Origin of the sequence: Terriglobus sp. (assembly GCF_965201105.1) — a bacterium.
GTDB lineage: Bacteria > Acidobacteriota > Terriglobia > Terriglobales > Acidobacteriaceae > Terriglobus.
On record NZ_OZ241741.1, the window covers coordinates 3,584,815 to 3,611,766 of the forward strand.

At 61.4% G+C, this 26,952-nt stretch carries 22 protein-coding genes; 14 read left to right on the forward strand and 8 right to left on the reverse strand.

The window, feature by feature from the left end; genetic code table 11:
- Positions 1-196: 196 nt before the first annotated feature.
- A complete protein-coding gene (locus ACOFKT_RS15810; RefSeq protein ID WP_419804944.1) occupies positions 197-760 on the forward strand; it encodes a response regulator in 564 nt (187 codons plus the stop codon).
- Between the two features lie 74 nt (positions 761-834).
- On the opposite strand, the gene ACOFKT_RS15815 is transcribed toward ACOFKT_RS15810, so the two are convergent.
- Together ACOFKT_RS15815 and ACOFKT_RS15820 are read right to left on the reverse strand one after the other, a co-directional pair.
- Positions 835-3,570, reverse strand: a complete 2,736-nt coding sequence (locus tag ACOFKT_RS15815) for a TonB-dependent receptor (RefSeq protein WP_419804945.1) — start codon at positions 3,568-3,570, stop codon at positions 835-837.
- A 70-nt stretch (positions 3,571-3,640) separates the two neighbouring features.
- Complete coding sequence (locus ACOFKT_RS15820; RefSeq protein WP_419804946.1) at positions 3,641-4,000, reverse strand: hypothetical protein; 360 nt, start codon at positions 3,998-4,000, stop codon at positions 3,641-3,643.
- A gap of 315 nt (positions 4,001-4,315) precedes the next feature.
- Between ACOFKT_RS15820 and ACOFKT_RS15825 the strand changes: the two genes are divergently transcribed.
- The 9 genes from ACOFKT_RS15825 (at position 4,316) to ACOFKT_RS15865 (ending at position 13,701) form a co-directional block, all read left to right on the forward strand.
- On the forward strand, positions 4,316-5,230 hold the full coding sequence (locus ACOFKT_RS15825; protein ID WP_419804947.1) for a hypothetical protein: 915 nt from the start codon (positions 4,316-4,318) through the stop codon (positions 5,228-5,230).
- A gap of 307 nt (positions 5,231-5,537) precedes the next feature.
- On the forward strand, positions 5,538-5,912 hold the full coding sequence (locus ACOFKT_RS15830; protein ID WP_419804948.1) for a hypothetical protein: 375 nt from the start codon (positions 5,538-5,540) through the stop codon (positions 5,910-5,912).
- A gap of 413 nt (positions 5,913-6,325) precedes the next feature.
- Positions 6,326-6,622: a PepSY domain-containing protein gene (locus tag ACOFKT_RS15835; protein ID WP_419804949.1), complete on the forward strand. Its 297-nt coding sequence runs from the start codon at positions 6,326-6,328 to the stop codon at positions 6,620-6,622.
- A gap of 415 nt (positions 6,623-7,037) precedes the next feature.
- Positions 7,038-7,304, forward strand: coding sequence for a hypothetical protein (locus ACOFKT_RS15840; RefSeq protein WP_419804950.1), 267 nt, complete (start codon positions 7,038-7,040; stop codon positions 7,302-7,304).
- 167 nt (positions 7,305-7,471) lie between these two features.
- A complete protein-coding gene (locus ACOFKT_RS15845) occupies positions 7,472-8,008 on the forward strand; it encodes a hypothetical protein (RefSeq protein ID WP_419804951.1) in 537 nt (178 codons plus the stop codon).
- 266 nt (positions 8,009-8,274) lie between these two features.
- A complete protein-coding gene (locus ACOFKT_RS15850) occupies positions 8,275-10,401 on the forward strand; it encodes a radical SAM protein (RefSeq protein WP_419804952.1) in 2,127 nt (708 codons plus the stop codon).
- Positions 10,402-10,592: 191 nt separating this feature from the next.
- The gene (locus ACOFKT_RS15855) at positions 10,593-11,432 is read left to right on the forward strand and encodes a hypothetical protein (RefSeq protein WP_419804953.1); all 840 of its coding nucleotides are present in this window, start codon (positions 10,593-10,595) and stop codon (positions 11,430-11,432) included.
- A gap of 689 nt (positions 11,433-12,121) precedes the next feature.
- A complete protein-coding gene (locus ACOFKT_RS15860) occupies positions 12,122-12,898 on the forward strand; it encodes an SIMPL domain-containing protein (RefSeq protein WP_419804954.1) in 777 nt (258 codons plus the stop codon).
- 278 nt (positions 12,899-13,176) lie between these two features.
- Entirely contained in the window at positions 13,177-13,701 is a 525-nt protein-coding gene (locus ACOFKT_RS15865) for a hypothetical protein (RefSeq protein WP_419804955.1), read from the forward strand.
- Between the two features lie 184 nt (positions 13,702-13,885).
- On the opposite strand, the gene ACOFKT_RS15870 is transcribed toward ACOFKT_RS15865, so the two are convergent.
- Both ACOFKT_RS15870 and ACOFKT_RS15875 read right to left on the reverse strand, forming a co-directional pair.
- Entirely contained in the window at positions 13,886-14,920 is a 1,035-nt protein-coding gene (locus ACOFKT_RS15870) for a sensor domain-containing diguanylate cyclase (RefSeq protein WP_419804956.1), read from the reverse strand.
- A gap of 5 nt (positions 14,921-14,925) precedes the next feature.
- Entirely contained in the window at positions 14,926-15,180 is a 255-nt protein-coding gene (locus ACOFKT_RS15875) for a hypothetical protein (RefSeq protein WP_419804957.1), read from the reverse strand.
- A gap of 179 nt (positions 15,181-15,359) precedes the next feature.
- On the opposite strand from ACOFKT_RS15875, the gene ACOFKT_RS15880 reads away from it, so the two are divergent.
- On the forward strand, positions 15,360-16,463 hold the full coding sequence (locus ACOFKT_RS15880; RefSeq protein ID WP_419804958.1) for an LLM class flavin-dependent oxidoreductase: 1,104 nt from the start codon (positions 15,360-15,362) through the stop codon (positions 16,461-16,463).
- Positions 16,464-16,494: 31 nt separating this feature from the next.
- Here the strand turns inward: ACOFKT_RS15880 and ACOFKT_RS15885 are convergent, their stop codons facing one another.
- The gene (locus ACOFKT_RS15885; RefSeq protein ID WP_419804959.1) at positions 16,495-18,390 is read right to left on the reverse strand and encodes a glycoside hydrolase family 2 protein; all 1,896 of its coding nucleotides are present in this window, start codon (positions 18,388-18,390) and stop codon (positions 16,495-16,497) included.
- A 245-nt stretch (positions 18,391-18,635) separates the two neighbouring features.
- Here ACOFKT_RS15885 and ACOFKT_RS15890 point away from each other — a divergent pair, with 245 nt between their 5' ends.
- The gene (locus ACOFKT_RS15890) at positions 18,636-19,388 is read left to right on the forward strand and encodes an SDR family oxidoreductase (RefSeq protein ID WP_419804960.1); all 753 of its coding nucleotides are present in this window, start codon (positions 18,636-18,638) and stop codon (positions 19,386-19,388) included.
- Positions 19,389-19,486: 98 nt separating this feature from the next.
- On the opposite strand, the gene ACOFKT_RS15895 is transcribed toward ACOFKT_RS15890, so the two are convergent.
- Both ACOFKT_RS15895 and ACOFKT_RS15900 read right to left on the reverse strand, forming a co-directional pair.
- Positions 19,487-21,637 carry a 2-oxo acid dehydrogenase subunit E2 gene (locus ACOFKT_RS15895; protein WP_419804961.1) on the reverse strand — a complete coding sequence of 717 codons (2,151 nt, stop codon included), beginning with the start codon at positions 21,635-21,637 and terminating at the stop codon, positions 19,487-19,489.
- Positions 21,638-21,914: 277 nt separating this feature from the next.
- Positions 21,915-23,006 carry a hypothetical protein gene (locus tag ACOFKT_RS15900; protein WP_419804962.1) on the reverse strand — a complete coding sequence of 364 codons (1,092 nt, stop codon included), beginning with the start codon at positions 23,004-23,006 and terminating at the stop codon, positions 21,915-21,917.
- 139 nt (positions 23,007-23,145) lie between these two features.
- Here ACOFKT_RS15900 and ACOFKT_RS15905 point away from each other — a divergent pair, with 139 nt between their 5' ends.
- The gene (locus ACOFKT_RS15905; RefSeq protein WP_419804963.1) at positions 23,146-24,060 is read left to right on the forward strand and encodes a lysophospholipid acyltransferase family protein; all 915 of its coding nucleotides are present in this window, start codon (positions 23,146-23,148) and stop codon (positions 24,058-24,060) included.
- A gap of 37 nt (positions 24,061-24,097) precedes the next feature.
- A complete protein-coding gene (locus ACOFKT_RS15910; protein WP_419804964.1) occupies positions 24,098-25,306 on the forward strand; it encodes a glycosyltransferase family 2 protein in 1,209 nt (402 codons plus the stop codon).
- 2 nt (positions 25,307-25,308) lie between these two features.
- On the opposite strand, the gene rmuC is transcribed toward ACOFKT_RS15910, so the two are convergent.
- On the reverse strand, positions 25,309-26,889 hold the full coding sequence (gene rmuC / locus ACOFKT_RS15915) for a DNA recombination protein RmuC (RefSeq protein WP_419804965.1): 1,581 nt from the start codon (positions 26,887-26,889) through the stop codon (positions 25,309-25,311).
- Between the last annotated feature and the right edge of the window lie 63 nt (positions 26,890-26,952).

Genomic DNA, 26,952 nt, shown 5'->3' on the forward strand with positions numbered 1-26,952 from the left:
ATTCTGCGGCGCTGCAACCTCCAATATACATCCACGTACGCAAAATTCACGGCTTTCCGCGCAACGGACACGCACCGGGCGGTCAGGAAACCACATGGAAGCGCAGCAGAAAAGAGTATGCTGCATCTTGGGTCGCAGCAGTGCGCCACACATCCGCGCAAAAGACGCGGGCATACCGAGAGGATTTCTTTCTTAGATGAAGCGCCGCATTCTCCTAGTCGATGACGAAGTTGCCGTTCTGCTCACTTTGAAAACTGTGCTCGAAATCAGCGGCTTCGACGTGGATACCGCGACCAGCGCACGCGAAGGTAAATCGCGCATCAAGCACCGTGAGTACGAGATGGTCATCACCGACATGCGCATGGAAGGCGAGCGCGCCGGCGAAGAAGTCATCGAGGCCGCGAAGCTCGCGCCGTACCAGCCCGCCATTGCTCTGCTCACCGCTTTCCCGGTGGGCAACGAAGAGCTGGACGGCATGGGCGCCGACCAGATGCTGGTCAAGCCCATGCACACCCGCCAACTGCTGCAGCAACTTGAGGCACTCTTTGCCAAGCGCCACGGCAGCGAAGAAAAGGCCGTCTCCGTTGCGGACGCGACCGATGGTAAGCCGGCCAAGAAGGCCGCACCGGCGAAGAAGCAGGTCGCCACAAAGCGAACAGCCGAAGAAGCGCCGGCCAAGAAAACCGTGGCGAAAAAGACAGCGCTGAAGGGAACCGCGTCACGCAAGCCCAGCGCCGCAAAGGCCATCGCGAAACAGTAGCGATCCGCTCTTAAAACAACAAGGAAGGGCACGGCTTGCGCCGTGCCCTTTCTCCTTTCGTGCCAGTGATGCGGTTAGAAGCGGAACGCAACCTCGCCCGTAATGGTGCGGGGCGTCACATAGTGCGTTCCGGAGAAGGTGGACAGGAAGTTATACAGACCGTACTTGTTGGTGAGGTTCACAGCCGTGACACGGGCGCCGATGTGATAACGATCGCTGAAGTGGACCAGATCGTCGTCCCCGACTTCCATGTCAAAGATGTTCCGCGGCTGAATGCGCTGCGGGTTGTGGTCGTCATCCCCGGTGTTCGGAGCCGGAATGTTGACCAGCTTCGAGGTAAGCCCCGCGGCATCGCAGGTCGTGAAGCCTTGCGTCTGCGTCGCCTTCACGCCGTCGCACGTTAGACCGGCCTGAAACTGCTCGTCCGCCGTCAGACTGCTCAGGTCGATCGCCGGTTGACCGCCCGGTGTCACAAGCGGATTGCCGTTCCCATCGAACGAGTAACCCGAGCAAGCGGTATTTGCGCCGATCGCGCTGTAGCAAGGCACCGAACCCGCGACCAGACCGGAATCGAACTTCCAGTTGAACGAGGTGTACAGGCTCTTCCGTCGCGGCAGGCGATACTCCAGGTGCGTTGTCTGGTTGAAGCGCTCATCATGGTCGATCCGGAACGGGAAGCCGCCGGCCGAAGCCACCGTCGCACCCACGCCACCGATCTGCGGGTTAAAGAACCGCGCAGCCACTGACGAAAAGGTGAAGCGGGCCGTGAAGCCCTTCATATCCGCAAGCGTAGCGCTTGCCACGTATCCAGGAATCTTCGAGTTCTTCCATTCGATCGGAAAGGTGATCGGGGTCGCGCCCAGAACGCTGAAGTCGTACGCGTTGTGGGTGTACTTCGAGATCCACTCCCCGTTCACCACGAAGTGATGACCGATGGCCTGGCTGAATCCGGCATGGAATTCGTTTCGGAAACCGGGGTTGAAGGGCGCCGGATCGCAGTACCCGGCAGTCGCCGTGAACACGGCATTCAACACCGGGTCCAGGCAGCCGTTCGCCGACAGGACAAGGTTCTCGTTGAAAGGGGTTTCCTGTGTCCGTGCGTAGGACAAGCGCAACACTGTACCTGTCCGCTTCACGTTGTAGCTGAGGCCAGCGCGCGGCTCGACCTGCCGGTCCGTGGCGAGGCCGTTGTAAAAGTCGCCGCGAACGCCCAGGTTGATCTGCCAGTTCCCCGCGTGGATCGAGTCCTCGCCGTAAAGCGCAAGCTGCTTCACATCGGTCTGTCCATGCCAGGTGTAGGTCGTGCCGCCACGGGTCAGGTCATACGGCGCCAGCACCGGCGCGTAGTTCGGGTTTTGCGAGTTCGAGTTTGTGCCCGGCGTGGAGCACTGCTCCGGACCACCGCTCGCCGGATCGCCGTTCACATCCACGCAGGCGGCGTTCAGATTCGGATCCACCAGGCCGATCGTGTTGTTCTCGCGCAGAAACGTCTGCTGGTACATGCCGCCGAACTTCAGGTTGTGCACACCCCGGGTGATGCTCACATCCGAGTGAACGCCCACATTGGTCAGCGACCGCCTCTGGCCTATGCTCTCCTGCTGAATCGGTCCCAGATCGTTCAGCAGATTCGCCGAAGGAAGATAGTTGTAACTGTCGCGCCGAATGTAAGGAGCGAAGTTCAGCACGGCATTGGCGCTCAGAATGCGCGTATATGTCGGCGCAAACAGATAGGTTTCGATCTTGGAACGCTGGTCCGTCAGTCCGGTCGTTAATCCCTGCTGCGCAAACCCGTACTGCGTGTCATAGGAGTTCGGATTTTGAAACAGCGAGCGCGTGTACTGCAGATTCATGTGCAGCGAGCTCACGTTGGAAAGCTGCCCATCGATGCGATCGAAGAAATTCTCTTCGTTGCCCTTGTCGTGGTACACGGCGAACTCAGGCGCGTCCAGAAACCGTCCGGACTGCAATGCGCTGGCCGAGATGAAGTTTCCCCAGTTCTGACCTCCGTACGCCATGTCGGCCAGAATGCGGCTTGTGCCGAACGAGCCGTAGGAGTACGAAACGACGCCGGTGGGCTTTGTAATCCCCTGGCCGGAACGCGTTGTCACCACCACCACCAGGCTGGTCTTGTCACCGTATTCAGCCGGAGGTGCACCCTCGATTACTTCAAACGACTGCACCGCGTCTGCCGGCAACTGGTTTGAGAAGACCTTGCTCTGCTGGTCCGTGATCGGTTGCCCGTCCACCGAAAACGACACTTCGTTGTGGTCGCCAAGCCCGTGCAGCAAGCCGTTCGAGTCGGCGGCGACACCCGGCGTCAACTCCGTCACGATCCCACTCAGCTCCGAAGACGGCGTCTCCACCGGCAGGCGAGCGATCATCGCCCGGTCCACGTCCGTGTGGAAATTCGGATCGCTCTCCGTCAGGTCCGGCGTCGCTTCAACGTCCACCTCGGTGGACGTGCCGGCCACAGCCAGTGACACATCCACGGTGAGCGGCACAGGCGAAGAAACCTGAACCCGCTTCGCAGTTGCGCGCAAGGCGTCGGTGTTCGCGGACAACTGGTAGCGATCAAATGGGATGTTGGTAAAGGTGAACCGGCCGGCAGCATCGCTGGTCACGGAACGGTTGTAGCCGCTGCCAGGATTGCTCAACGTGACGGTTGCGTTCGCCACGATGGCGCCCGTGCTGTCTTTCGCGGTGCCAGTAAGCACGCCGGATGTACTCTGAGCCACTGCCGCGGCGGCCAGGGTCAGTGGCGCCAGCGCAAACAGAACTCGGTCGAATCGGAAAAAGTCCGATCGTTGCATTGTGTTTTCCTCTCTCAAAAGGGGAAGCGCCTTCGCACTCCCTGGAAACGTCATTGGCCCAAAAAGGCTGCTACGAGATCCGTGAGAGAGCAGGTGGCGGACGGCTCAATTGCGCAAAGGCAATTTCTTCGTCCCAGAAGACATTGACAGGCTCCGCCGTCGCGCTCGCGATCACCTGGACCGCGTGCGTCACGCCTCGCGCGGACGCTGGCGCGGCAGAGTGCATGGAAACACACAGCGGGCAGGTTTCTGCGCTGTCGTCGCCCGCGGTATGGAGCCATTCGGTGTTGCTGACAGCGGCAGCATTGCTCAGAACCGTGCGGCCAATGGAATGCTGCCCGGCCGGCGGAGCCAGGTGGCTGTGGGACGCCTGCCCGACAAACGCCAGCAGAAAGAACAAAAGCCCGAGCAGCCCCCTGATCTTCGGCAAACCCGAAGAACCGTGACGTCTGCGCTCGGCATGTGTCTTCATCGCGACGTGGCTCCGAAGCCCAGCCCCGGGACGCACAGCGGACAGATCGAAGACTCGTCGTCCGCCACAACGCCCGGTGCGGCTCCTGCTTGTTTCTGCAACATGAATACAGTCAGTGTACCGCGCTATTGCGAGAGCATATGCAGCAACCGTGAGACTCGCGGTACGGGCACTGGTACGCTAGACGTCATTTCGGGCCGAAAAGCCGCAGCTCGAACGCTTGCCGCCCACTCGAAAAACGTTCCTCACGCGAGTCCTGCTACGGTGAACACCGTGGCCGAAGACCTGATCCAGTTCTGGCGGCGCTATCAATGGCGAGCGGGCGAACTGGGCGTTCACCCCGAGGACCGCGCCTGGATGGAGCAGCACTGGCCCGCCCCATTGCGGGAGCCGTACCTGGACTGGCCGGCTTATCTGAAGAGTTCACGCTTCGGCAGCAAAGACACCGACGTGCACCTGTCCCACCTGCCCGCACCCTTCTGGGGCGACCTCGACCGCGCCCGCGTTCTGCTCTTCCTGAAGAACCCCGGGTTCGACAACACCGACTACTATCTTGAGTCGCAGCCGGATTTTCGCGAAGCACACCTTCACGGCCTGCGCTCACCCGCCGAACCGTTCCCTTTCCCGTTCATTCACCTCGACCCGCGATTCTCATGGTCGGGCTCCTTCCTCTGGTGGGAGCAGCGCCTTCGCCCCATCCTCGACGCGCTCACCGCCGAGAACGGCCTGACCTATCAGGAAGCCCTGCACATTCTCGCCAACCAAATCGCTGCCGTACAACTCTTCCCCTACCGCTCCCGCGACAGCTCCCGCCTGCGCTACCAGACCCGCGCCGGAGGCACCATGCCCTCCGTCGCCGCCGCCCAGCGCTTCCTTACCGAACGCGCCCACGCCGCCGTCAATGCAAATGCCGCCGCGAACGCCAGCACGCACAAGCCCTCAAGCGCAAACCAGCAACTCATCCTTCTCATGCGCAGCCACGCCGGCTGGATCACAGACGCCTGCCCCGCGCCGGACCACCGCAACTATATTCACGGCCCGCGCCTGCAAGGCGTCTCGCTACACCCGCGCTTCCCCGCCGGCAAACGCCTGCTTAAAGTCATCCGCCAGTCTTTGCACGAGAAAACGAAGCAGCAGCTTATTACCGATTCACCCTCGCATAGGAAACGCCCACCCATTGAGCTGTAGGAGTTTCCCGTCGCCTCAGGTCATTCTCAGCCCCTCCCGGTACACTGACGGGAAACGAATCACCGCTGGAGTGACATGGCTCTACAACCCTCAAACACCACGGTCGTCGTCGATGGGACTGAAGTTCAACACCTTCAGCTTCCACGTCGGAGTCGAAACAGCGCATGTCTTCAGTGGAATGCCGATGACAAATCTGTCTGACCAAATCTAGTGCGACTGAAGACCTGTCATTTCGACCGGAGCAGGACAGCTCCATCGTCCTGCGTAGTGGAGAAACCTGCATTTCTGCCCACGCCCGCAGGGCACCGTGTGCGTAAAGAAGATTCACCACACAGCACTTGGCCGTCCCCTGTACAACTTCAGTTGCTCCGTCGATATGAACGACACCACCAACCTGCCGTTCCCTACGCTGAAGCGGCTCTACGACCTGTCGAACGCCACCACCCGCGACAAGATCGTCGACATGAAAATTGAGTTCTGGACCGACGAGAGCCAGCTCGACGCCATCTGCACCTATACCTTTCGCGGGTGGATCAGCGCCTTTCACAACACCGGCGGCGGCGGCAGCAACCACACGCTGACCATGACGTTCACGCCAGAGCTCGACCCCCCAGCAATACGTCAAGCTCGAAATGGGCAATTAGGCCCAGGAGGTAGGCTTGCACCTGAAATCCTGGTCTAGAGCTGGTGGGGCGACTCAAACGATCCGGTGAGTCAGCAGAAGAGGACAGCCTGTGAGGCTAGCAAGATTGTGGCGTGAATTTATCGGAGAGGACCGGCCATCTCCGCCAGCGATTCTCTCCGAGCATGACGTGGTGGAGCGTATGCGAGAGTACGCCTCCGCTCACAGTCTGCGATTCTTTGAGCCGCAGCTCATCGGGCTCGAAAGGGAGTACGTCGATGTTGACGATCCGAACTCTGGGGCACGCTGGGTGTATGCCTACGTTCTCGGAAGCACTCATCCCGCAACGTTCGTCGATGTCGACGCCGCGAATGGCACGATCCTCGCGTGGCGTAGAGGTTCGCGTTAGCCTCAGAATGAGCGATACGTCTTGTTCTGTTCGCCCCAACACTGGCGCGCCTAGAGGATACGATATGAGCTTCAAAAGGTGGCTAAGAAGCTGGTGGGGTGAGGATTGGCACAGTAAAAGGGCCATCCTTTCGAAGGAAATAGCGCTTGATCGGGTCAAGCAACATGCCGCAGCGAACAATCTGCCGGTCACAGAACCAGTCAACGTCGACTTGGAAAACCATTGGATCAATCCAAAGAGCGCCAGTGAGGGCTCCAGACCCGTCTACGTGTTCTATCTTGGTGACTCCCGACCCACGACAACGGTGAAGGTCGACGCAGTGAACGGTGCTGTGTTCGACTGGCATACACCGTACAGTTAGCCTCCGGTGCATCTGACATTTTGTTTTATTCGCCCCCACTCTGGCCCGGCAAGAGGATACGGTATGAGCTTGAAAATGTGGCTAAGGGGCTGGTGAAACGACGGCTGGCGCAGCGATCCTCGAATCCTTCCGCAAGAAGAGATCCTCAACCGCCTTCATCAATATGCCGCTAACAACCACCTGGAAGTAGAAGAACCAGGCGAGGCAACTCTCGAAAGGCCTCCATTCGACGTGCGGAACCCCGACAAGGGCACCAGAATCGTATATGTGCTTACGTTGGGCGAGTCTCGACCCATGACGATGGTGACCGTCGACGCATTGAATGGTACGGTGCTCGACTGGCACTTTTTTCGCGGTAACCGCCGGTCGGCGACAAGCAATAGAACATAGTTATAAATATTCAGAGGGGGTCCACATGGCTCCGCAGAACGTCTCCGCTCTATCGCGCGAGGAAAAAGTAAAAGAGGCGATCCTGCGAAGCACCGCCTACATGCCGGGGGACGTCGCCGCCCAGTTCAAAGCCTTTCTTACCCCAAGGAACTTGTCATTCATGGTGGCCACCCTCGTTGGTTTGGCTGTCGCGCAGGCTTTCGGCGTTGGTGAATTTGCGGACGCACTCCTCATCGCTGCTCTCGGTTTCTGCGGCTGGGGTGCAGTGGACGGCTGCAAGGACCTCTACTAATTCGTAAAGACGGCTTTGGACGCACGCTCGGACCAGGACCTGGACCGCGCAGCCCAGTACTTCGCCAGCGCCGTCGTGAAGATTGGCGTCACCGCGCTCATGGCTTTTCTGCTCAAAAGCCGCTCAAGTCCTTCCGCGAAGCGGGTGGACTCAAGAATTTTCGAAATATGAACTACAGGCCCAGTCTGCAGAATGTACCGCCGCCGCCCGCTCCTGGCACGGTCGAACCCTTTACAGCCAAACTACTGGTCGGCAAATGGGGGACAACGGATCCGTACGGCAACATTACCGTCGACATTCGACTTCCTTTCAAAGATGGAAATATGACCATAGACCATGAGATGGTGCATCGATTTTTTGCGCCGAAGTTCGGCCCGTTTCGCCACCTACGGGCGCGAGTCGCGATGAGTGGTTACAACCGGTCGGCCATGCTGAGATATCTAGAGGAGGCCATTGCCGAGTGCAACGCACAAATTCGGGCCGAGGGCATTCGTGGCATCGTTGCAGGTCTCCGCTTTCCCCTTGAGGGCGAAAAGCCGTATATCAGCGTTCAGCAGGGCGCTGCGATTCGTGGTCAGTTCATCGGCGTCATCGTAGTTGACGGACAGGTCCTAACCGTCACGCTCGATTACGGTCCTGCACCCGCTGCACCACCCCAGGTAGACCGGCATCAGCATCATCCTGCCACTGCTCCAGCCCGGTAAGCTGGTTACCCTTCGCTGCATGGTCTTCCCCTTCGCTGCCGATGATTGCAGTTCGATGAAAACCGCTCCACGAGCCAGTCCCACCAGGGTAGCCTCATGGAGGCGTAAACCGTTTCTTTCTGGCAACTTGGCCTGCGGCAAATGAATCAAATCTGTCATCTTCCGCATCCACCACTTGTCACTTAAGCTCAGGCGGACAGCCCCCTTGCAACCCCAGCAGAGCGGGCGTCCTTCCACAGGATCAACGGCAGTATTTAGGAGAAATCATGGCCAAGGCCTCCAAGCTCATGGAAAAGTCGCTCACCCTCGCCGCGCGCGCAGGTTGGAACGTCTTTGAAAAGCTGAACAGCATCAGTCCGAACGCGTCCTTCACCCCCAAGTGGTCGGACAAGCCTCTGCTGAAGAGCTACCAGAAGGAGAAGCCGCCCCTTGGCTGGCCCCGCACCACCGATTCGCTCTGCCCCAAGTGCATCCCGGAAATCCGCCAGCAGATCGTGGACGGCAAGCTGCCCCACGAGATTCTGCTGAACGAGAAGGTCGGCGAGATCAAGGCGCAGATCATCGAGCGCGACGGCCAGATCCTGATGGTGAAGGACTGCCCCATCCATGGCCACTTCGAAGACGTCATGTCCATCGATCCGCCGATGATGGAGCACCTGGAAAAGGTCTTCCCGGGCCGCGACATCCGCGCCCATAACGACGAAAAACTGCACAACCACGGCACCTCGACCGTCACGCACGGCCGCGGCTCGGTTCTAACCATCGATCTGACCAATCGCTGCAACATGATGTGCGACCCGTGCTTCATGGACGCCAACCAGGTCGGCTTCGTCCACGAACTCACGTGGGACGAGATCAAGCTGATGCTGGACAACGCGATCTCCATTAAGCCGCGCCGCCAGATGTCCGTTCAGTTCTCCGGTGGTGAGCCCACGCTCTCCCCCTATTTCCTGGACGCCGTCGCCTACGCCCGCAAGGTCGGTTACAACTCCGTGCAGGCCGCGACCAACGGCATCGAGTTCGCCAAGTCCAAGGAGTTCGCCAAGGCCGCGGCGGAAGCCGGTCTGCGCTACGCCTACCTGCAGTTCGACGGCATCGGCAACGCCGCCAACTCGCACCGCAAGGTCGGCAACTCGTTCGATGTGAAGCTGCAGGCCATCCACAACCTGCACGAAGCCGGTGTGGACATCGTCCCGGTCACCTGCATCATCAACGGCATCAACAACGAGCAGGTCGGCCGCATCATCCAGTTCGCGCTCGACAACCCGAAGAAGATCAACTTCCTGTCGTTCCAGCCGGTCAGCTTTACGGGCCGCGACGAAGCCGTCTCCGACGAGCGCCGCATGGCGCAGCGGTACACGCTTTCCCATCTCGCGCACGATGTCCGCACCCAGACCGGTCTCGGCGAATCCACCCGCGACTGGTTCCCCATCAGCTTCATGTCCACCTTCTCCGACTGGGCCGATCTGGTCCACGGACCGGACCACGATTGGGGCCAGCTCTCCTGCGGCTGCCACCCGAACTGCGGCATCGGCATGGCGCTGATGATCGACAAGGAAACCAAGGAAGCCGTGCCCGTCACCGCCTTCCTGAACGCCGACCGTCTCGCCAAGGACGTGGCCAAGGTGAATGACGCCGCCCGCGGCAAGTTCCTCTCCATCGTCGGCGTGTCGCTCGCCCTGCTGCGCAACTACGATCCGTCCAAGGCACCCACCCACTTCCGCATCATGGATCTGCTGCAGAAGTTCGATAAGTGCTTTGGCGCGACCGGCCGCAACTACGGCAAGGTCACCGCAGACCGCACCCAGGCCGACATCGAGAAGCGCCGCGCCGACCGCTGGAACTTCCTCTTCATCGCCGGCATGTGGTTCCAGGACCTGTTCAACTACGACTTCCGCCGTACCGAGCAGTGCATCATCCCCTATGCCACGCAGGAAGGCGAGATCAGCTTCTGCGCGTACAACACCGGTGTGGGCTGGCGCAACATCATCGAGAAGATGCACATGACCTCATCCCTCACCAAGTGGTACGAGGAGCATGGCCGTCACGAAATCTTCGCCGGTGGCAAGAAGGTCGCGATCGAGAAGCAGGAGAAGTACGACCTGGTGCTCAACGACGCCCACGTCAACTCCGCCGCCAACGACACCTTCGACAAGTCCGGCATCGCCAAGAACGCGCGCGAAGAGAAAATCCGCGCCCGCGACGCAAAGCTGAAGCAGGAAGCCGAAAACGCCCGCATGGCCAAGCTGTACCGCAAGGAAATCCTCAAGGAATCCGAGCAGCCCGGCTTCGTCGCCCTCGGCGAAATCGGCGGCCTTGGCGGCATCCAGCCAGCACCGAAGGTCGAGGTTGTCACCGAAGTTAAGGACAACGAACTCGTCGCCGGCGACTAAACACGTCAGCAGCAGCCGCTCCGCGTAACTACAGAAGGGCCGCCTCACAGGGCGGCCTTTCCACTTAAGTGACATTGCGGTGAGGCTTCGTGAACTTTATAACGAGCGCTATGTCATGTCAGATTTGCGGCATCCCTTTTCCGCCGGGAGCAAGATTCTGCCCGTCGTGCGGTTGCACTGTTTCGAACCCGATGCAGCCTTTCCGACTACCGCTGGCAGTTCGTGAACGAGCCCATGTCGCCAGCGCTCAACGGCTTGTTCTTTTTCTTTCTGCAATGATCTGCCTCTTCGGGTTTGCGCTTTTGCATGTCCCCGCTGCCGCCCTCCTATCCATTGCATTAGGCGTGGTCTGTTTCGGGTGGACCAGACCTACTGTCTCTACCAAGTCCAAGGTCGCGTTTCTGTTGGCAGCAGTTTCGGTCATCTGCGTAGTGCAGACCGTCCAATCAGCTTTTGTCAGGAGAGCGCAAAGAGCCCGCAAGATCGAGTTGCAGGATGCAAGGTACCGTTCGGAACGGGATGCCGCTAAGCAGGCTGCTGCAGATGCGGCTCAATTTGCATCAATGACACCGGTTCAGCATTATCAAGCTGCGGCTGGCCTTCTGAAGAAAGGGGCGACACTTCCAGAAGAGTCATTGGCTTTCAGGCACTTGGATTCTGCTGAGCCGAAAATGCACGTGCAAGGTCAGTCGCTTCGCTCTGCTTACACGAGAATTAAGAAGCAGCAGACCCTTGAGGCGGCGGTAAGTGCAGCAAAAGCCGCTAAGCAACAGGCCGATACCGACGAGGTTGTACGCATCGCACTGGCTAAATTCGCGGAGAATCGCATGCTAGACAAAGGTCTGAATGTCGACGTCACAACATCAGGCCCACGACACACGACGATGCACATTCGTTATATCTTTGTCTCTAAAGTCTTTGCACATCAACTCAGCAATGACGGCGAGCTCTTTGAGACACTTAGGAAGGCTGGTTTTAAGAAGCTCGTTGCGACGGACGGCTTTAACGAAAACTGGTCATGGACCATCTAGTTTCATAGCGCATGGTCTAGTCTCTACATTCGGGAGTTCAGCGGCCAATAAGCTGCTGAACCGTCGCACACCACAGGTTAGATTTAGCCCTGAGCTTCTTTCATGATTTCCGCCCGGCTGAATGCGGCAGCGCGTCCAGGGCTAAAGCCCGGTTTACACGCGACGTTCTTCCGTGGGCTAAAGCCCACGGCTCCCTTCGTCGCCTTTTTCGAAATCTTTGCGGCTTTCCCTTGCACGACTTGGGATCTCTTCCTCGACTCTTCTTGTGCATCGTTGTGCTCTCCCACGACTCTTCTCCGTCCGCCGTGGGAGAACCAGGGAGGGAGCAGCGGTCTTTAGGCCGCTGAATCAGCCCACGAGAGAGCAGGGCTTTAGCCCTGGGCCTCTCGCACGAACCACTCCGGAGCCGAATCGACCTGCACACAATGCCGTGCAGAGCCGAAGCAAACCGCTGCTGCAGGGCACTCCGGAACGACTGCCTTTATGTTGCTGTTGAGGGCGCACCCATCAGAGTGACGCTTCCTGCACCTGTGCACGCCGCCATCCTCCTGCGTGACTACAAACATCTTTTTGGCAGACTGACAACTCCATCGTCGCCTCAGGAACATAATCGCGGTACCGAGTGTCCAACGCATCACGAAGCCTGCAGCACACACGCGGTACGCTGCAACCTCGCCTTGGGAGTCATCATGAATCAACGTGCTTGGATCGCCGGTCTCGCTGTGCTCGCCACGGTGCTGCTATTGCTGCTTGTGTTCTCCCCGCTTTCGCGCCACGGCGTGCCCTCCGCCGCTTCGGGCCTTTCCAAAGACGACGCGAAGCATGCCGCCACGCTCATCACCACCTCGGCGTCGGCGCACCGCACCATTGACAACTCCGCGGTCGACATCTCTGTCGGCGTGAGTGTGGCCGAGCGGGATCTGGCGAACACACAACGCAGCCTCACGCAGAAGACAAATACGCTGATGGGCTTTCTGAAGGCTCAACAGGTCGAGCACCTCCGCACCGACGCGCTCTCTTTCTCGCCGGACGAGCGCTATCAGAAGAGCGGGCCCGACCGCACCGTCGCATACAACGGCTCCGTCTCTGTTTCGTTCCGCACCACGCCGGAGAAGGCCGCAGAGCTTCTATCCGGCGTTCTGACCCACGGTGCGTCCACCATCAGCAGCACCGTCTTCACTCCCACTCAGGAGCAGGTCGCGAAAGCGCACGACGACCTGGCGGCCGAGGCGACGCGCACCGCGCTGGATCAGGCCAGGGCCATGGCCGGTGCTGCAGGCGGGCACATGCTCACGGTCGTCTCCGTCAACACGCAAGCCGCGCCGTCCATTGCGATGCCGGCCTCCGTCGCGTATGAAGATCGCGCCCCACTCGCCAGAGCCGCGCAGGCACCCATTCAAACCGCCGCGGGCGACCGGGAACTGTCCGTCACCGTGGAGTTAGTTGCCGCAGCAGCGCAAGACTAAAGCTGTTCTCCTCGAATTGTAGTGCTGCTCCGAGAAGAAAGCAGACTTTCGCTCCGCTCAGGAGGACATTTCTAAGCGATTCAGGATCAATCCCTGAGTGGAAATACTCTAAAGCCCGCTGCTTCCCTCCCATCTGCCCGCGTTTGTCGCGTACGCCCGTTGGCCAACCGGTCAGAGCAGCGCAGTGTCGTAGCTCATGCAACAACATCTCAGCAGCAAACCCTCTCGCCGTGCTCGCGGTTCAGCGTCACAATTGCAAGAAGGCTGTAATAACGACCATGCCGCACAAACTCGCCATCAGTGAAAGCGAAGACAGCATCCGCGTTCATGCGCCGGCGCCGCAACGGCCGGTTCGCATCGTCATCTTCGCAACCCTCACCGCTGTGGCAGGGCGGCTTGCCTCGCATCTGGTTTGGAAATTTCTGAGCGACACCGGCAACTGGGGATTGGTGTATGTGTTTCTCGCGATCCCAGGATTCCTCTTTGCTTTCACGTGCCTGGGTGCTCTGTACTCCGAGGTCGCCACGACGAACCTGATTTTTGAGCGCAACACGATCGAGCTCGAACGCCGCCTGCTCAGGGTGCGTATGAGCCGCCGCTGGTTTGCGCTGGCCGACATGCGCATCTTTGGCCCTACCCTCAACACCCGCCACCCCTCCGCGCCCGGTTACCTCTACCTCCGGCTCAGCAGCGGAAAGAGCTTGGTCCTTCTGCGCGCCGCTGATCCCGCCAGCATCGACCGGCTGTGTGCAGCGTTGGAGCGGCGAGGCTGGCAGTACGGGAGCGAACCGCCCGAGGACTAGCGGGGGGGCGTCGCGATAAGCTCCAACGAAACCGCCGGAAGACAAGGCCCGGCGGCGAGCTGCAGAGCAGTTCTAAAGCTGTTTTCCTCGAGGCGTAGTGCTGCTCCTAAAAGAAAGCAGATCCTTCGCTTCGCTCAGGATGACACTTCTAAACGATTCAGGAGCCACACTTGTGGGAACTGCGCTAGCTTGCTGGCACCAACTCGGCAGAAGTCTCGCCTTTCGGTACAGTGCGAGCAGCCACAGCTTTGCTCTCCGCAACACATACCCGGTTCCGCCCCGAATGTTTCGCGGCGTACAGCGCTTCATCCGCTCGTGCCAGCCACACGTCTGGCTGCAGCAGGTCTGCGTCGAGCGCTGCCAGCCCAAAACTTGCGGTGACCTGGGAGTCGACACCGGAGAAGGTCAGCTCCTCCACAGTTTGACGCAAGCGTTCCGCGATCTTCCACGCAAGATCGGCCTCGGCTTCGTTCAGCAGAATGCCGAACTCCTCGCCGCCCAACCGGCCGATGCAATCTGCTTTGCGGAGCAGGGAAGAGATCTTCGTACACGTCTTGCGCAGTACGTCATCACCAGCGGCGTGACCAAAGGTGTCGTTCACCCGTTTGAAATGGTCGACATCCATGACCAGCAAGGTTGCGGGTCTGCCGCTGCGATTGAAATTGGAGATCGCTTTTTCCAATTCCAGCAGGAAACTTCTGCGTGTGGCCGCTTCCGTAAGCGAGTCGATCTGCGCGATGCGGCGGAGTTCCAATTCATCCACCACCAAAGCCGCGAAGCTCTTCATAACCTCGATCTGCGCCGGGCTGAACTCCCTGGGTTGCCTGTCGATCGCACACAGCGAGCCTAGGTTGTAGCCGTCTGGGCTGGCCAGTGGAACGCCGGCGTAGCTGCGGATAAATGGTTCGCCCTTGACGATTGCAAGCTCCGCAAAGCGGTCGTCCAGCAGGGTGTCAGGCACAATCAGCGGCTCGCGCGCGCGGATCGTATGAGTGCAAAACGTCTCTTCTCTTGGAAGCTCGCGGCTCTCCATGCCAAGGCATGACTTGTACCACTGCCGGTCCGTATCGATCAGCGAAACGGTCGAAATCGGAACATTCAGGACGGTGCGTACCAGGTTAGCGACGCGCTCAAACGGCGCCTCCCGAGGCGTGTCGAGAACCTCATAGCGGCGCAGCGCAGCGATACGGCCCTGTTCATCGTGAAGTTTTGCATCCATGCCAGTCACCTCGCCATCCCTTTCATCGCGCGCACCAGTTCCTGCCGATACGATTCGACGATTGTGGAGACGCTCTGCTCAATCTGAGCTTCGTCCAAACCTGCCGATCGAAGATTCACTACCAATTCCGCAAGATGATTGCGGTGCCGGTCCAAGCTTTCCTGCAGTGGAACCGGGATTTCCAGATCTGCGAATGGATCTCCTTGCACTTCAGCCTCCCCGGACTCGTCCTCTGCACATCGCTTGTACAGCATGATCAAGACTCCACCTCCGCGCCCGGGTCGGAAATCCCACAACAGTGGAATGTCACGTCCCGCAGCGAAACTCATGTCCCATCGCAGAGTGGACCAGCAGCGCGGGCGTATGAATCTTTCGACATCGAAATACATCCGATAGGTGCGCACACCAGGACAGGTGTTCAACGTACAGGGTGCTTCCCATGAAGAAACTCGGTTTTCTCTCCTTTGGCCACTGGGCCAACTCTCCGCAATCGCAGACGCGCTCCGCGTCCGACGTTCTGCTGCAATCCATCGACCTTGCGGTGGAGGCGGAGCGCATTGGCCTGGACGGCGCGTACTTCCGCGTTCACCACTTCGCGCAGCAGCTCAGCTCGCCATTCCCGCTGCTCGCTGCCATTGGTGCCAAGACCAGCCGCATTGAGCTCGGCACCGGCGTGATCGACATGCGCTACGAAAACCCGCACTACATGGTCGAGGACGCGGGCTCCGCCGACCTGATCGCGGGTGGCCGTTTGCAACTCGGCGTAAGTCGCGGCTCGCCGGAGCAGGTCATCGACGGCTTCCGTCACTTCGGTCACAAGCCGCTCGAAGGCGAAACCGAGCAGGACATGGGCCGCCGCCACACCGAAACCTTTCTGAAGCTACTGGAAGGCTACGGCTTCGCGGAGCCAAATCCGCGTCCCATGTTTCCGAACCCGCCCGGCCTGCTACGGCTTGAGCCGCGCTCCGAGGGCCTGCGTGACCGCATCTGGTGGGGTGCCGCCTCAAACGCCACGGCGGAATGGGCGGCGAAGGTTGGCATGAACCTGCAATCGTCCACGCTGAAGTTCGATGAGTCGGGCGAGCCCTTCCATGTGCAGCAGGCGAAACAGATCCGCGCCTACCGCGATGCCTGGAAGCAGGCAGGCCACACGCGCACGCCGCGCGTTTCGGTCAGCCGCAGCATCTTTCCAATCACGAACGGCCTGGACCGCATGTACTTCGGCGGCTCCGGAGGCGGCGGCGACAAGTTCGGCTACATTGACGGACCATCGCGCGCGGTCTTCGGCCGCAGCTACGCCGCCGAACCGGACAAGCTCGTCGAGCAGCTGCGGTACGACGAAGCCATTGCCGAAGCGGATACGCTACTGCTGACGATCCCCAACCAGCTCGGCGTGGCATACAACGTACACCTGCTGGAGACGATCGTGAACGACGTCGCCCCGGCCCTCAAATGGCGAAACACGGACACAAAGGCGGCACGAGTTCCCGGCGGGAGACCTTCAGAACTTGAAGTGGTCGGCGAAGCCATGCAAATGGTCTGAAACGACCACTTCATCTCTGTCGCGAACCCACTCAGTGCCGTCGCATCATGCCGTCGCGCCATGCCTGATCGACCTGCGGGTCTAGCTCCGGTGCCAAAGTCGCGCTCGGCACAGCCCCGCTGGTTGCCAACGCAATCTGCTTCAGCGGTGCTTTGGGAGTGCGGTCCGCGTAGAGCAGGCCATTGATCTCCTGATACGTATCAGTGAACTGCGTATAGCAGAAGCCCGCCATTGACGGCATCGTGCGCACGCATTCCAGCAGATCGCGGTAGCGCTTCAGGAAGTCCTTCGGCGTTTTTGCGCGGGAGTACCCCCAGTCTCTCTTGGCCTTTGCCGCATTGGCACTCCCCATCACTTCGACGGCAGGGGCGGCGTCCGCACCGGGGTACGCGATGCCACCGAATTCAGTGATCATGAGCGGCTGCTTAAAGGAGATCTCCTGGCCTTCCAGGGCCAGCATACGGCCCCCCGGCCGCTCCCGGTTCAGCAGCTTCGACTCGATCTCATTCCGCCCATAGCGCACGTTCATCCGCTCGGGCTGGTCGTCGTAGTCGTGGATGCCGATAATGTCTGTCGCCACGCTCTCCCAGCCGTCGTTTCCAATCACGGGGCGGCTTGGGTCCAGCGTTTTGGTCATGTGGTACAGCGATTGCACGTAGTGGCGCTGCGCCGGGCTATCCGGCAGGTCAGGCACGCCCCAGCTCTCGTTGAAGGGCACCCACGCAACAATGCACGGGTGGCTGCGGTCCCGCTCCACCACCTCCATCCACTCCCGCGTCACGCGCTGGATGGACTGTGTGGTGTAGCGGTAGGCGCTCGGCATCTCCTCCCAAACCAGCAGGCCCATGCGGTCGGCCCAGTACAAAAAGCGGGCGCTCTCGATCTTCTGATGCTTCCGAACGCCGTTGAAGCCCAACTGCTTGACCAGGGCGATGTCCTTGCGCAGCGCGGCATCGTCCGGCGGAGTCAGACCGGTTTCCGGCCAGTATCCCTGGTCCAGCACCAGCCGCAGGTTCAGCGGCCGCCCGTTCAGAATGAAGCGGTCCCCCTGCGTCGCCACAGAGCGCAGCGCGGTGTAGCTCTGCACCGTATCCAGCACCGTGCCGTCGCTGGTGCGCAGTTCAATGTCTGCCTCAATCAAAGTGGGTGACGACGGTGACCACAGCAGCGCATTGCGGAAGTCGTCGATCCCGGGGTCCGACAGTGCGATGCGCCGGTGCACCTCGCCCGCAATGACCGTGTACACATCGTGCGCCAGCAACTGTTCGCCCACGTGCAGCCGCACTGCCAATTGCATCGGCTCGGGCCGCTGGCCAATCAGCAGAGCCTCCAGACCGATCTCCCAGCGGTCCAGGCTGCTGCTCCAGTGCAGTGCGTGAATGCGCTCCTGGTTCACCGTTTCTAGCCACACACTTTGCCAGATGCCGGTGGTGCGCGGGTACCAGATGGAGTGCGCCTCGCGGAGCCAGTCCTGCTTGCCGCGCGGTTTCGCCAGATCGGCCGGATCGTCCTGCGCCCGCACCACAACCTGCTGCGTCGTGCCGGGCACAAGCTCGGCGGTAATGTCCGCCTGAAAGGGTGTGTATCCACCCTCGTGCGTCTTTACCCGCTTGCCGTTGACCCACACCGTCGCGCGCCAGTCGACTGCCTGGAAGTGCAGCATGACCCGCTGGCCCGGCCCAAGCGGCTCCTGTTCCCAGGTCCGCCGATACCAGACGGTGTTGTAGAAGTCGGTGTCCGCAACGCCGCTCGCCTCGGTCTCCGGGCTATACGGTACGCGGATCGTCGTTTCAAAGACCACGCGGTCATGCTGTACAAACTTCTGATCGCGCCCCTTGCTGAACTCCCACTCGCCGTCCAGGCTCCGCCAGGGACGGCGCATCTGCGGCCGAGGGTGCGTTTCTACCTGCTGTTCGATCAAATCCATCGCTGGCAGGATGATGACACACTTGAGGTGACCGGCAGCTGCAGATGCTTAGCCACAAAGCGTCTGGCGCGTCTGAGCGCGTTCATCCGGCGATCTCCACTGCTCCGCAGGCGCGGTGCACTATGCCTCAGGGATGGACAGTGACCGCATCGTCAGGCCGGCGACACTGCTCATCTGCTCCCTGTTCGCGCCGTTTGCAGGACAGCGCACATCTGAAACGTGCGGTTCAGAAAAAGAGGTGAGAGATGGCAGGCAAACTGGAAGGAAAAGTAGCGCTGGTCACGGGTGGCAGCTCGGGCATCGGCCTGGCAACGGCGAAACGATTCCTGCAGGAAGGGGCGTTCGTCTACATCACGGGACGGCGCGAGACGGAGTTGCAGACCGTCGCTGCATCGCTCGGAGAAAATGCGAAAGCAGTCCGGGCAGATGCATCGAAGCTGGCAGACCTGGACGCGTTATACGCTCAGATTCAGCAGGAGAAGGGCCGGGTCGACGTGCTCTTCGTCAATGCCGGTGGCGGCAGCTTTGCCCCGCTCGACGCCATCACCGAGCAGCAGTTCGACGACACCTTCAACACCAACGTGAAAGGTGTTGTCTTCACCGTGCAGAAGGCGCTGCCATTGCTGCCGGACGGCGCGTCCATCGTGCTCAACGGCTCCGTCGTTTCGGTCAAGGGCGATCCGGCGTTCAGCGTGTACTCCGCGACCAAGGCTGCGGTGCGCTCCTTCGCGCGTGGCTGGACCAGCGACCTGAAAGACCGCCGCATCCGCGTCAACGTGGTCAGCCCCGGTCCCATTGACACGCCCGGGCTGAGCGGCCTGGCGCAAAACGAAGAGCAAAGGAAGGCCCTCTATGACTCCCTCGCCGCGCGTGTGCCGCTGGGCCGCGTGGGTGATGCGGACGAGATCGCAAAGGCCGTCGTTTTTCTGGCGTCAGACGATGCGAGCTATGTCGCCGGCGTAGAGTTGTTTGTCGACGGCGGTACAGTGCAGGTGTAAGCAACTGCGGGCAAACATGCCCGTGCTCCGCGAAGCGAAGACGGGGCACATCGTGTCGATGTGCCCCGTTTTTCCTGCTGCCGGTGTTAGTGAACCGCTTACCCGATGTCCTCCGACCAGTTCTCCAGGTAGTTCTTGAAGTCGGTCATGAACTTGCCCGCGTCGGAGCCGTCGATGATGCGGTGATCGAAGCCGAGCGTGAACCGCTGCACGCTGCGCACCGCGATCACGTCGCCGCCGTCCTTGTCCTGGATCACCAAGGCTTCCTTGTTCAAGCCGCCGATGCCCAGGATCGCCACCTGCGGCTGATTGATCACCGGCGTTCCGAACTGCTCGCCGAAGATGCCGGAGTTAGTCAGCGTAAAGGTGCCGCCGGCGACCTCGTCGGGGGCCAGCTTTTTGTTGCGGGCGCGATCGGCAATGTCCACAATGCCGCGGGCAATGCCGAGAAAGTTTTTCTCCTCGGTCTGCTTCAGCACCGGCACGATCAGTCCCCAGTCCAACGCGACCGCAATGCCGATGTTCACGTTCTTGTTGTAGCGGATGTTCTGCCCCTCGACCGCGGCGTTCACGATCGGGTGCTTGCGAAGCGCCGTGATGGCGGCACGCGTGATGAACGGCATAAACGTCAGCTTTACGCCGTTGCGCTGTTCGTACTTGGTCTTTTCCTTTTCGCGCAGCCGCACGATGCGCGTCATGTCCACCTTGAAGACGGTGTGCACGTGCGCCGAGGTCTGCTTGGACTCCACCATGCGCTTGGCGATGATGGAGCGCATCTTCGACATGGGCACCACTTCGCCCAGCACGGGCGCGGACTCCGCCGCGGCCTGCTTGGGAGCGGTGGTTGCGGGCGCCGACTGCGCGGTGCTCGCCTCCTGCCTGGCGCTGCTTACCTGCTGCGGCGTGCCGCTGGACACCTGCGCGATGCTGTGCGAAGGCGTGCCCGGAACCGACGGCGTGGCCGAACCCTGCTGGCTCGACGGCTGGCCGAGCATGGGCGACGGCGCACCCGCCACAGCCTTGCCGCCATTGTTGATATAGCCAACGATGTCGTTTTTGGTAATGCGGCCTTCAAAGCCCGATCCGGAGATGCCCGCCGTCCGCAGGTCCACACCGTTCTCGCTTGCGATCTTCCGTACCAGCGGTGACGAGCGCGGCCCCTTGCCGCTCTCCACCTCAGCCACCACGTTGGCACCGGCGCGCTGTGCCTGTGTGTCGGGCGTGGCGGTGGGTGCCGGCTGCGTGGTCTGCGGTTGCGCAGCTCCGCCAGTCGTGCCGGCTGCGCCACCAATCACGGCGACCACGGTGTTGATCTGCACCGTTTGGCCTTCCTGCGCCTTGATCTCGGTCAGAACTCCGGCGGCGGGCGATGGGATTTCCGCGTCCACCTTGTCCGTCGAGATCTCAAAAATCGGCTCGTCGCGTTGAACCTGGTCGCCGACCTTCTTCAGCCACTTGGTAATCGTGCCCTCGGTGATGGACTCGCCCATCTGCGGCATCATCACCTCGGTTGCCGGACTGCTCGCAGTGGACGTGCCCGCACCGCTTCCACTTGAAGCAGCAGCACCACCCGGAGCGCCTGGCTGCGATGCACTTGTCGCCACACCATCGCCCTGTCCGGTGGCTACAGGAACTGCCGCGGCCGCGGAACTGGCCGGCGCACCGCCGCCAATCACCGCAACGACTGTGTTGATCGCAACCGTCTGGCCTTCCTCTGCCTTGATCTCCGTCAGCACACCTTCCGCCGGTGACGGAATCTCCGCGTCCACCTTGTCCGTCGAAATCTCAAACAGCGGCTCGTCGCGCTGAACGTGGTCGCCAACCTTCTTCAGCCACTTGGTGATCGTGCCTTCAGTGATACTCTCGCCCATCTGCGGCATCGGCACGTCCGTGCCCGGCGTTGCACCCGGTGCGGTCTGTGAACCGACCTGCGATGGGGGCGCGGCGGCGGTGGACGCACTGGGTGCCGCAGCCTGCGGAGCCGTGCCGTTTGACGAACCGTTGCTCGACCCCGCAGCATCGATCACCGCGACCACGGTATTGATCGCGATGGTCTCGCCTTCCTTCGCCTTGATCTCCTTCAGCACGCCTTCGGCGGGCGACGGTATCTCCGCGTCCACCTTGTCGGTCGAAATCTCAAACAGCGGTTCATCGCGCGCCACGGTGTCGCCGGGCTGCTTCAACCACTTGGTCAGGGTGCCTTCGGTGATCGATTCGCCCATCTGGGGCATGACTACGTCGGTCGGCATACAGTGTCCTTCAGGGTTCGGTCGTCGGCCTTGCTTGCGCGCGGCCAGAGCGGGTTTGCGCCTCAAAACCAATTCCGGCGAAGCCGAAATGGGCGAGCGTCATCGCCAACGATTATAGAGAGTCACCCACAGATGCCGCTGGATGCCGCAGCGCACGCGCGTTTACCGCAGCATTCCGGCGCCGCGCCAGCGCGGACTTCTGCAAAGCCTGGCCCCACTGTGTGCACTGCCTGCGGGGCTTTCCTGCAGTGTCCTGCACGCCTGAAATCAACCGGCGCTACACCGGCCCGGCCGGTGCAAGTGGCGCTGGCGACAGGCGCTCTTCGGGCGGCGCCTCGCGCTTGATCAGCCCGCAAAAGCGGCAAAAGTGTGTGAACGAAATTTGCCGCGTGTGGCAGCGCGGACAATCGTCAAACACCAACAGGCCGCAGTGCATGCAGAAGTTCGCCGTGGCGTCCGTCACATCAATCGGCCGCTCGCACGCGGGACAGATGCGCCGCGCCAGCCGCATCTGCGCCATCTCATAGCCCAGGTCCTTGCGGCGATCTTCCTCCGGCCGTTGCTCCGCCGCCTTCTGCGCGTCCAGGTAGCGGCGCAGCGCGGCGATGGCATAGTTGCCGCCCCACACGGTAAGCGCGATACCGACCAGGTAACGCAGGTAGCCGCCGTAACTCGGCATGTACGGCACCAGTTCGACAAAAAACGCGAACAGCGCAAAAAAGATAAAACCCCAAACAAACGGCCAGCGCGGGCTTTTGCGGCGCTTGACGAACAGCCACACCGCGATCAGCAGCAACGGCAGGATGAGCGCAAGCCGCAGCGCAAACACGCGAAGTTCCATGCGGCTGGCGGCGTGCCGGTAGCCCGTTTCGCCTGCCCTCTCAATCTCCTCAACAGCCTGCTGATGCTTGTCGCGCGCCTGCTGCAGATCGGTTTGCTGGTTCTGCAGAGCGTCGGCCCGGCCCTGTGCGTCGCGCTGCGCAGCCTTCAGGTTGTCCAGCTTGTGCTGCCGGGCCAGCACCTCAGGATTTTGTGAATTCTGCTCGGTGGCGGAGCGCGTCGCGATCCACGTGTCGAAACTCTCGCGTTCGCTTTGGAATGCCGTCGTGGCATGCTGCAGGTCGTTTGAGGCCCGCTGCTGCGCCTCGTTCACGTCCGCCAGTTGTGCGTCGTCCTGCTTCACCTGGGCGCGCGCCGGCCGCAGACGCACCTGGTCCATGTATTGTTCCGCGTCGACATTGGGCTCGGCCTTGGGCAGGTCCGCGACGACCAGCGATCCCAACCCGATCAGAAAGCACGCAAAGAGCACCGCAATGGCCCACAGCCCACGCTGAAACCACTTCTCAGAAAGCCGAAGTCCCTTGGTCATGCGCTACAGGCTATATGCGCGACACAATGCGGGCGAAATTATTTTGTTGGCGCTTGCCCGCAATCGGATTGACGTGCGCTCCAAACACCTCCGCACTGTTCGACCCCGGTGGCGCACGTTGTTCGCAGCGGCTGCTAGCATGCGCACAGCCATCGTGCCACGCCTTGCACACCAGACCGCAGCATCCGAACGCCTATCTCGCGGCGGCACAGGGCGTCCCCCGGCAATCTCACCGTGGCTGCGCTTCCTTTTCCATGGCATTGCCCAGCGGCGGTTGGCACGCGCCTTTCGCGCAGTTCGCGTTGCGGGTTCGGCGCGCATCGCGGCTACAAACGCGGCCGACCTGGTCATTTATCTCAACCATCCTTCCTGGTGGGATCCGCTCATGGGATTCGCCCTGTCACACCGCTTCTTTTCGGACCGCCGCTTTTATGCGCCCATGGACGCGGTCGCACTGGAGCGTTACAGAATCTTTCGCAGGCTGGGCATGTTTCCGATTGCGATGGACTCGGCACGCGGCGCGGCCCAGTTCCTGCGCACAGCAGGGGCGGTGCTGGACGCGGGCCACATTCTGGCTGTGACGCCGCAGGGCCATTTCACCGACGTGCGCGTACGGCCTGTCGAGCTGCGGCCCGGCCTGACCGCGCTATTGCATCGCCGGTCCGCGCAGGGCAGCGCGACCACCGTCCTGCCGCTTGCGCTTGAGTACACCTTCTGGGATCAGAGACAGCCGGAAGCCTTGGCAAATTTCGGCGAACCGTTGTGCTTCGGCGGGACCGGGAACGACGCCGCAGCACCGGCCGATGCGACACAAAACGCTGTACACACCGCGCTGGAGCAGGCGATGGCGCGCACCCAGGACGAGCTCGCCGCGCTTTCCCTGCGGCGCGATCCGCAGCAGTTTCTGACCGTGCTGGAGGGCAAACGAGGCACCGCGGGCTTCTATGGCCTGGTCGAAGGCGTTCGCGCGCTCGTGGGCGGCAGTTCCCAACGCGGCGATCACACAGCTGCGCCCACTGGGGAACACTCCGGCGTCAATACGCGGAAACCTTGACGCGCTTGGACATATCTTTGTGTCCAATATCACAGCCATGCTTCTCGCCTTATCGCTTGTGTGCTGCGGATGCGCCGCCCTGCCGGCAGTGCTGACCGTATTGAATCTGCGGGAGTACCGGCCGCCGCCGGTGTCCGCAGGCGGACAAAAACGGGTCGTCGTCTGCATTCCTGCACGCAACGAAGAGGCTGGCATTGCCGCCTGCGTAACATCGGTACTCCGCTCAGAGGATGTCGCGCTAAGTGTTCTGGTCATAGACGATCATTCCTCTGACGACACGGCTGCAATCGTGCGTGCGCTGGGCGCAAAGGACGGGCGCGTGCGCCTGGTCGAAGCGCCGCTGCTGCCTGCGGGATGGAACGGCAAGCAGCACGCCTGCTGGATTGCTGCGCAGGAGGCGGTAAAGAACGCAGCGGATGTTTCGATCCTTGGCAGGGCCTCCGCGCCGGGCGGCTCCGTTGCCTCGCAGGTTTCGGGTTCACCACTGCTCTGCTTCCTGGATGCGGATGTTCGCCTGGAACCCGCGGCGCTGGCCCGCATGGCCACGCTGCTCCAGAGCACCAACGCCGCCCTGGTCAGCGGCTTCCCGCTGGAGGAAACAGGAACGACCCTGGAGTGGCTGCTGCTTCCGCTGATTCACTTTGTGCTGCTGGGATACCTTCCGCTGCCGCTGCTACGACAGACAAACTCGCCCGGTCTTGCCGCGGGGTGCGGACAATTCCTGATGGTCGCCAGCGGGGCTTACTTCTCAAGCGGCGGGCATGCCGCGATTCGCGAAACAATGCACGATGGCATCCTGCTGCCACGCTTGCTGCGGCAACACGGCCACGCGACCCGCCTGGCGGACTTGACGGACCTGGCCCGTTGCCGCATGTACCACTCCGCCGCGACTACCTGGCGAGGCCTTGCCAAAAACGCGACGGAGGGCATGGCCGCACCCGGCTCGATCGTGCCGTTCACCCTGTTGTTGAGCTTCGGGGCAGTGCTGCCGGTTCCATTGCTGCTGATCGCGCTGGCAACAAGACCCGCGGCGTCGACTGGCACGTTGCTGTTTGCCTGGGCCGCCGTGGTGCTCTGCTACCTGCCGCGCCTGCTGGAGATGCGCCGCTTCCGCCAGCGTCCGGCCTCTGCCGCGCTGCACCCGGCCGGCGTGGCCACGCTCCTGGTGCTGCAGTGGTACGCCTTCACCCGCAAGCTGCTGCGTAGACCCGCAGCCTGGAAAGATCGCGCGTACCAGCCGAACTGACCCTACTCGTCGCCACCGGCGGCAAGCTGCGGCGCGGTTCCGGCGAACTCCTCAAAAGCAAGCAAGCTGCCATTGTTCTCACCGCCGGGCAGCTCCGTCACGCTGCGCAATGAACGCGAGATGGTCGTCGTCTTGCCGCGGATTTCGCCCAGGGTGTTCTGCACGGAACCCACCTGCCTTTCGACCTTGCCGATCAAGTCGCCGAACTTGCTGAACTCGGTTTTGACCTTGCCCAGCACCTTTTCGATCTCGTGACCTTTGCGTTCCATGGCAATGGTGTGAAAACCCATACGAAAGCTGGTCAGGATTGCCATCAGTGTGGACGGTCCGGCCATGGTCACATTGCATTGCTGCTGCAGGGCCTGCTGCAGGCCGGGCCGGCGCATCACTTCCGCATACAGGCCTTCCGTCGGCAGAAACATGATCGCGTGCGGCAGTGTGACTGGCTCGTTGATGTACTTCTCGCAGATGCGCTTGCCCTCAGCCTTGATGGCACGCTCGAAGGAGGCACCGGCTCTGGCGATTTCATCCGCGCCGCCGTGTTCATAGGCGTCCTCCAGCCGTTCCCAGTCTTCCCGCGGAAACTTCGAGTCAATGGGGAACAGGACCGTGTCGTCATAGCCGTTCGCATTTCCGTTCGCGCTGCCGCCGCGCGGCACTTTCAGCGCATACTCCACACGCTCCGCGGAGTTCGGCTTCACCGCCACATTTTTTTCGTACTGCTCGCGCGAGAACATCTGCTCTAACTGCTGCCCGAGCTGGAACTCGCCCACAATGCCGCGTGCCTTTACGTTGGTGAAGACGCGTTTCAGGTCGCCGACCTCCGTCGATAGCGCCTTCATCTCGCCGATGCCCTGATTTACCTGCTTCAGTCCCTCGCCCACGTGCGTAAAGCTGGCCGTGATGCGCTCGGTGAGCGTCGCCTCCAGCTTTTCGTCGACCGTCTTGCGCATCTCTTCGAGCCTGGCGCTGTTGTCCTGGTTCAGCTTGTCGAGCCTCTGCTGCACCGCGCCGCGGAGCTGTTCCTGCTGCGCCGCATGCTCCCGGCCAAGCTCGGCCAACCGCCCCTGCACGCCTTCCCGCAGGGCTTCGTGGCTCTGCTGATTCTTGTGCCCGAGCTCGTTCAGCTTGCCGTGCAGAACGTCCTGCGCAGTGGTGTGCGCCGTCGCGGTCTCGCGGGTAAAGGCCTGCAGTTTGGTGTCGATCTCGCGCACGGCAGTGTGCACCTGTTCCCGCAGCTTGTCTGCTCCGCTCGCGTTCTCTTGTCGTGACGCTTCGACGCTGGCATGCAGTGTGGCGCCGAGCTTTTCGATGCGCTCCTGCACCTCCCTGCGCAAGAGGCTGGCCGTGGCATCGGCGTTCCCGCGCAGCCGGTCGGCGGCCTCGTTCTGCTTGTGCAGGATGTCCGCCAGGCCCGAACGGCTTGCGGCATCCGCCGCATCCATACGCCCGCGTAAGGCGGCAATCTCTTCCGGCAACTGGCCCAGCCGCGGGTCAACGGCAGGCGCGGCCGGCTTGCGGGTAAATAGCAGCAGCGCAATGATGATTCCAACGGCCTGCAACGCGGCGATCAGCAACAGCATGGTTTCGCTTTCCCTTCACCATGATGCTAACGCGCCGCCTTGTGCAAAGGAGAGAGCAGAATA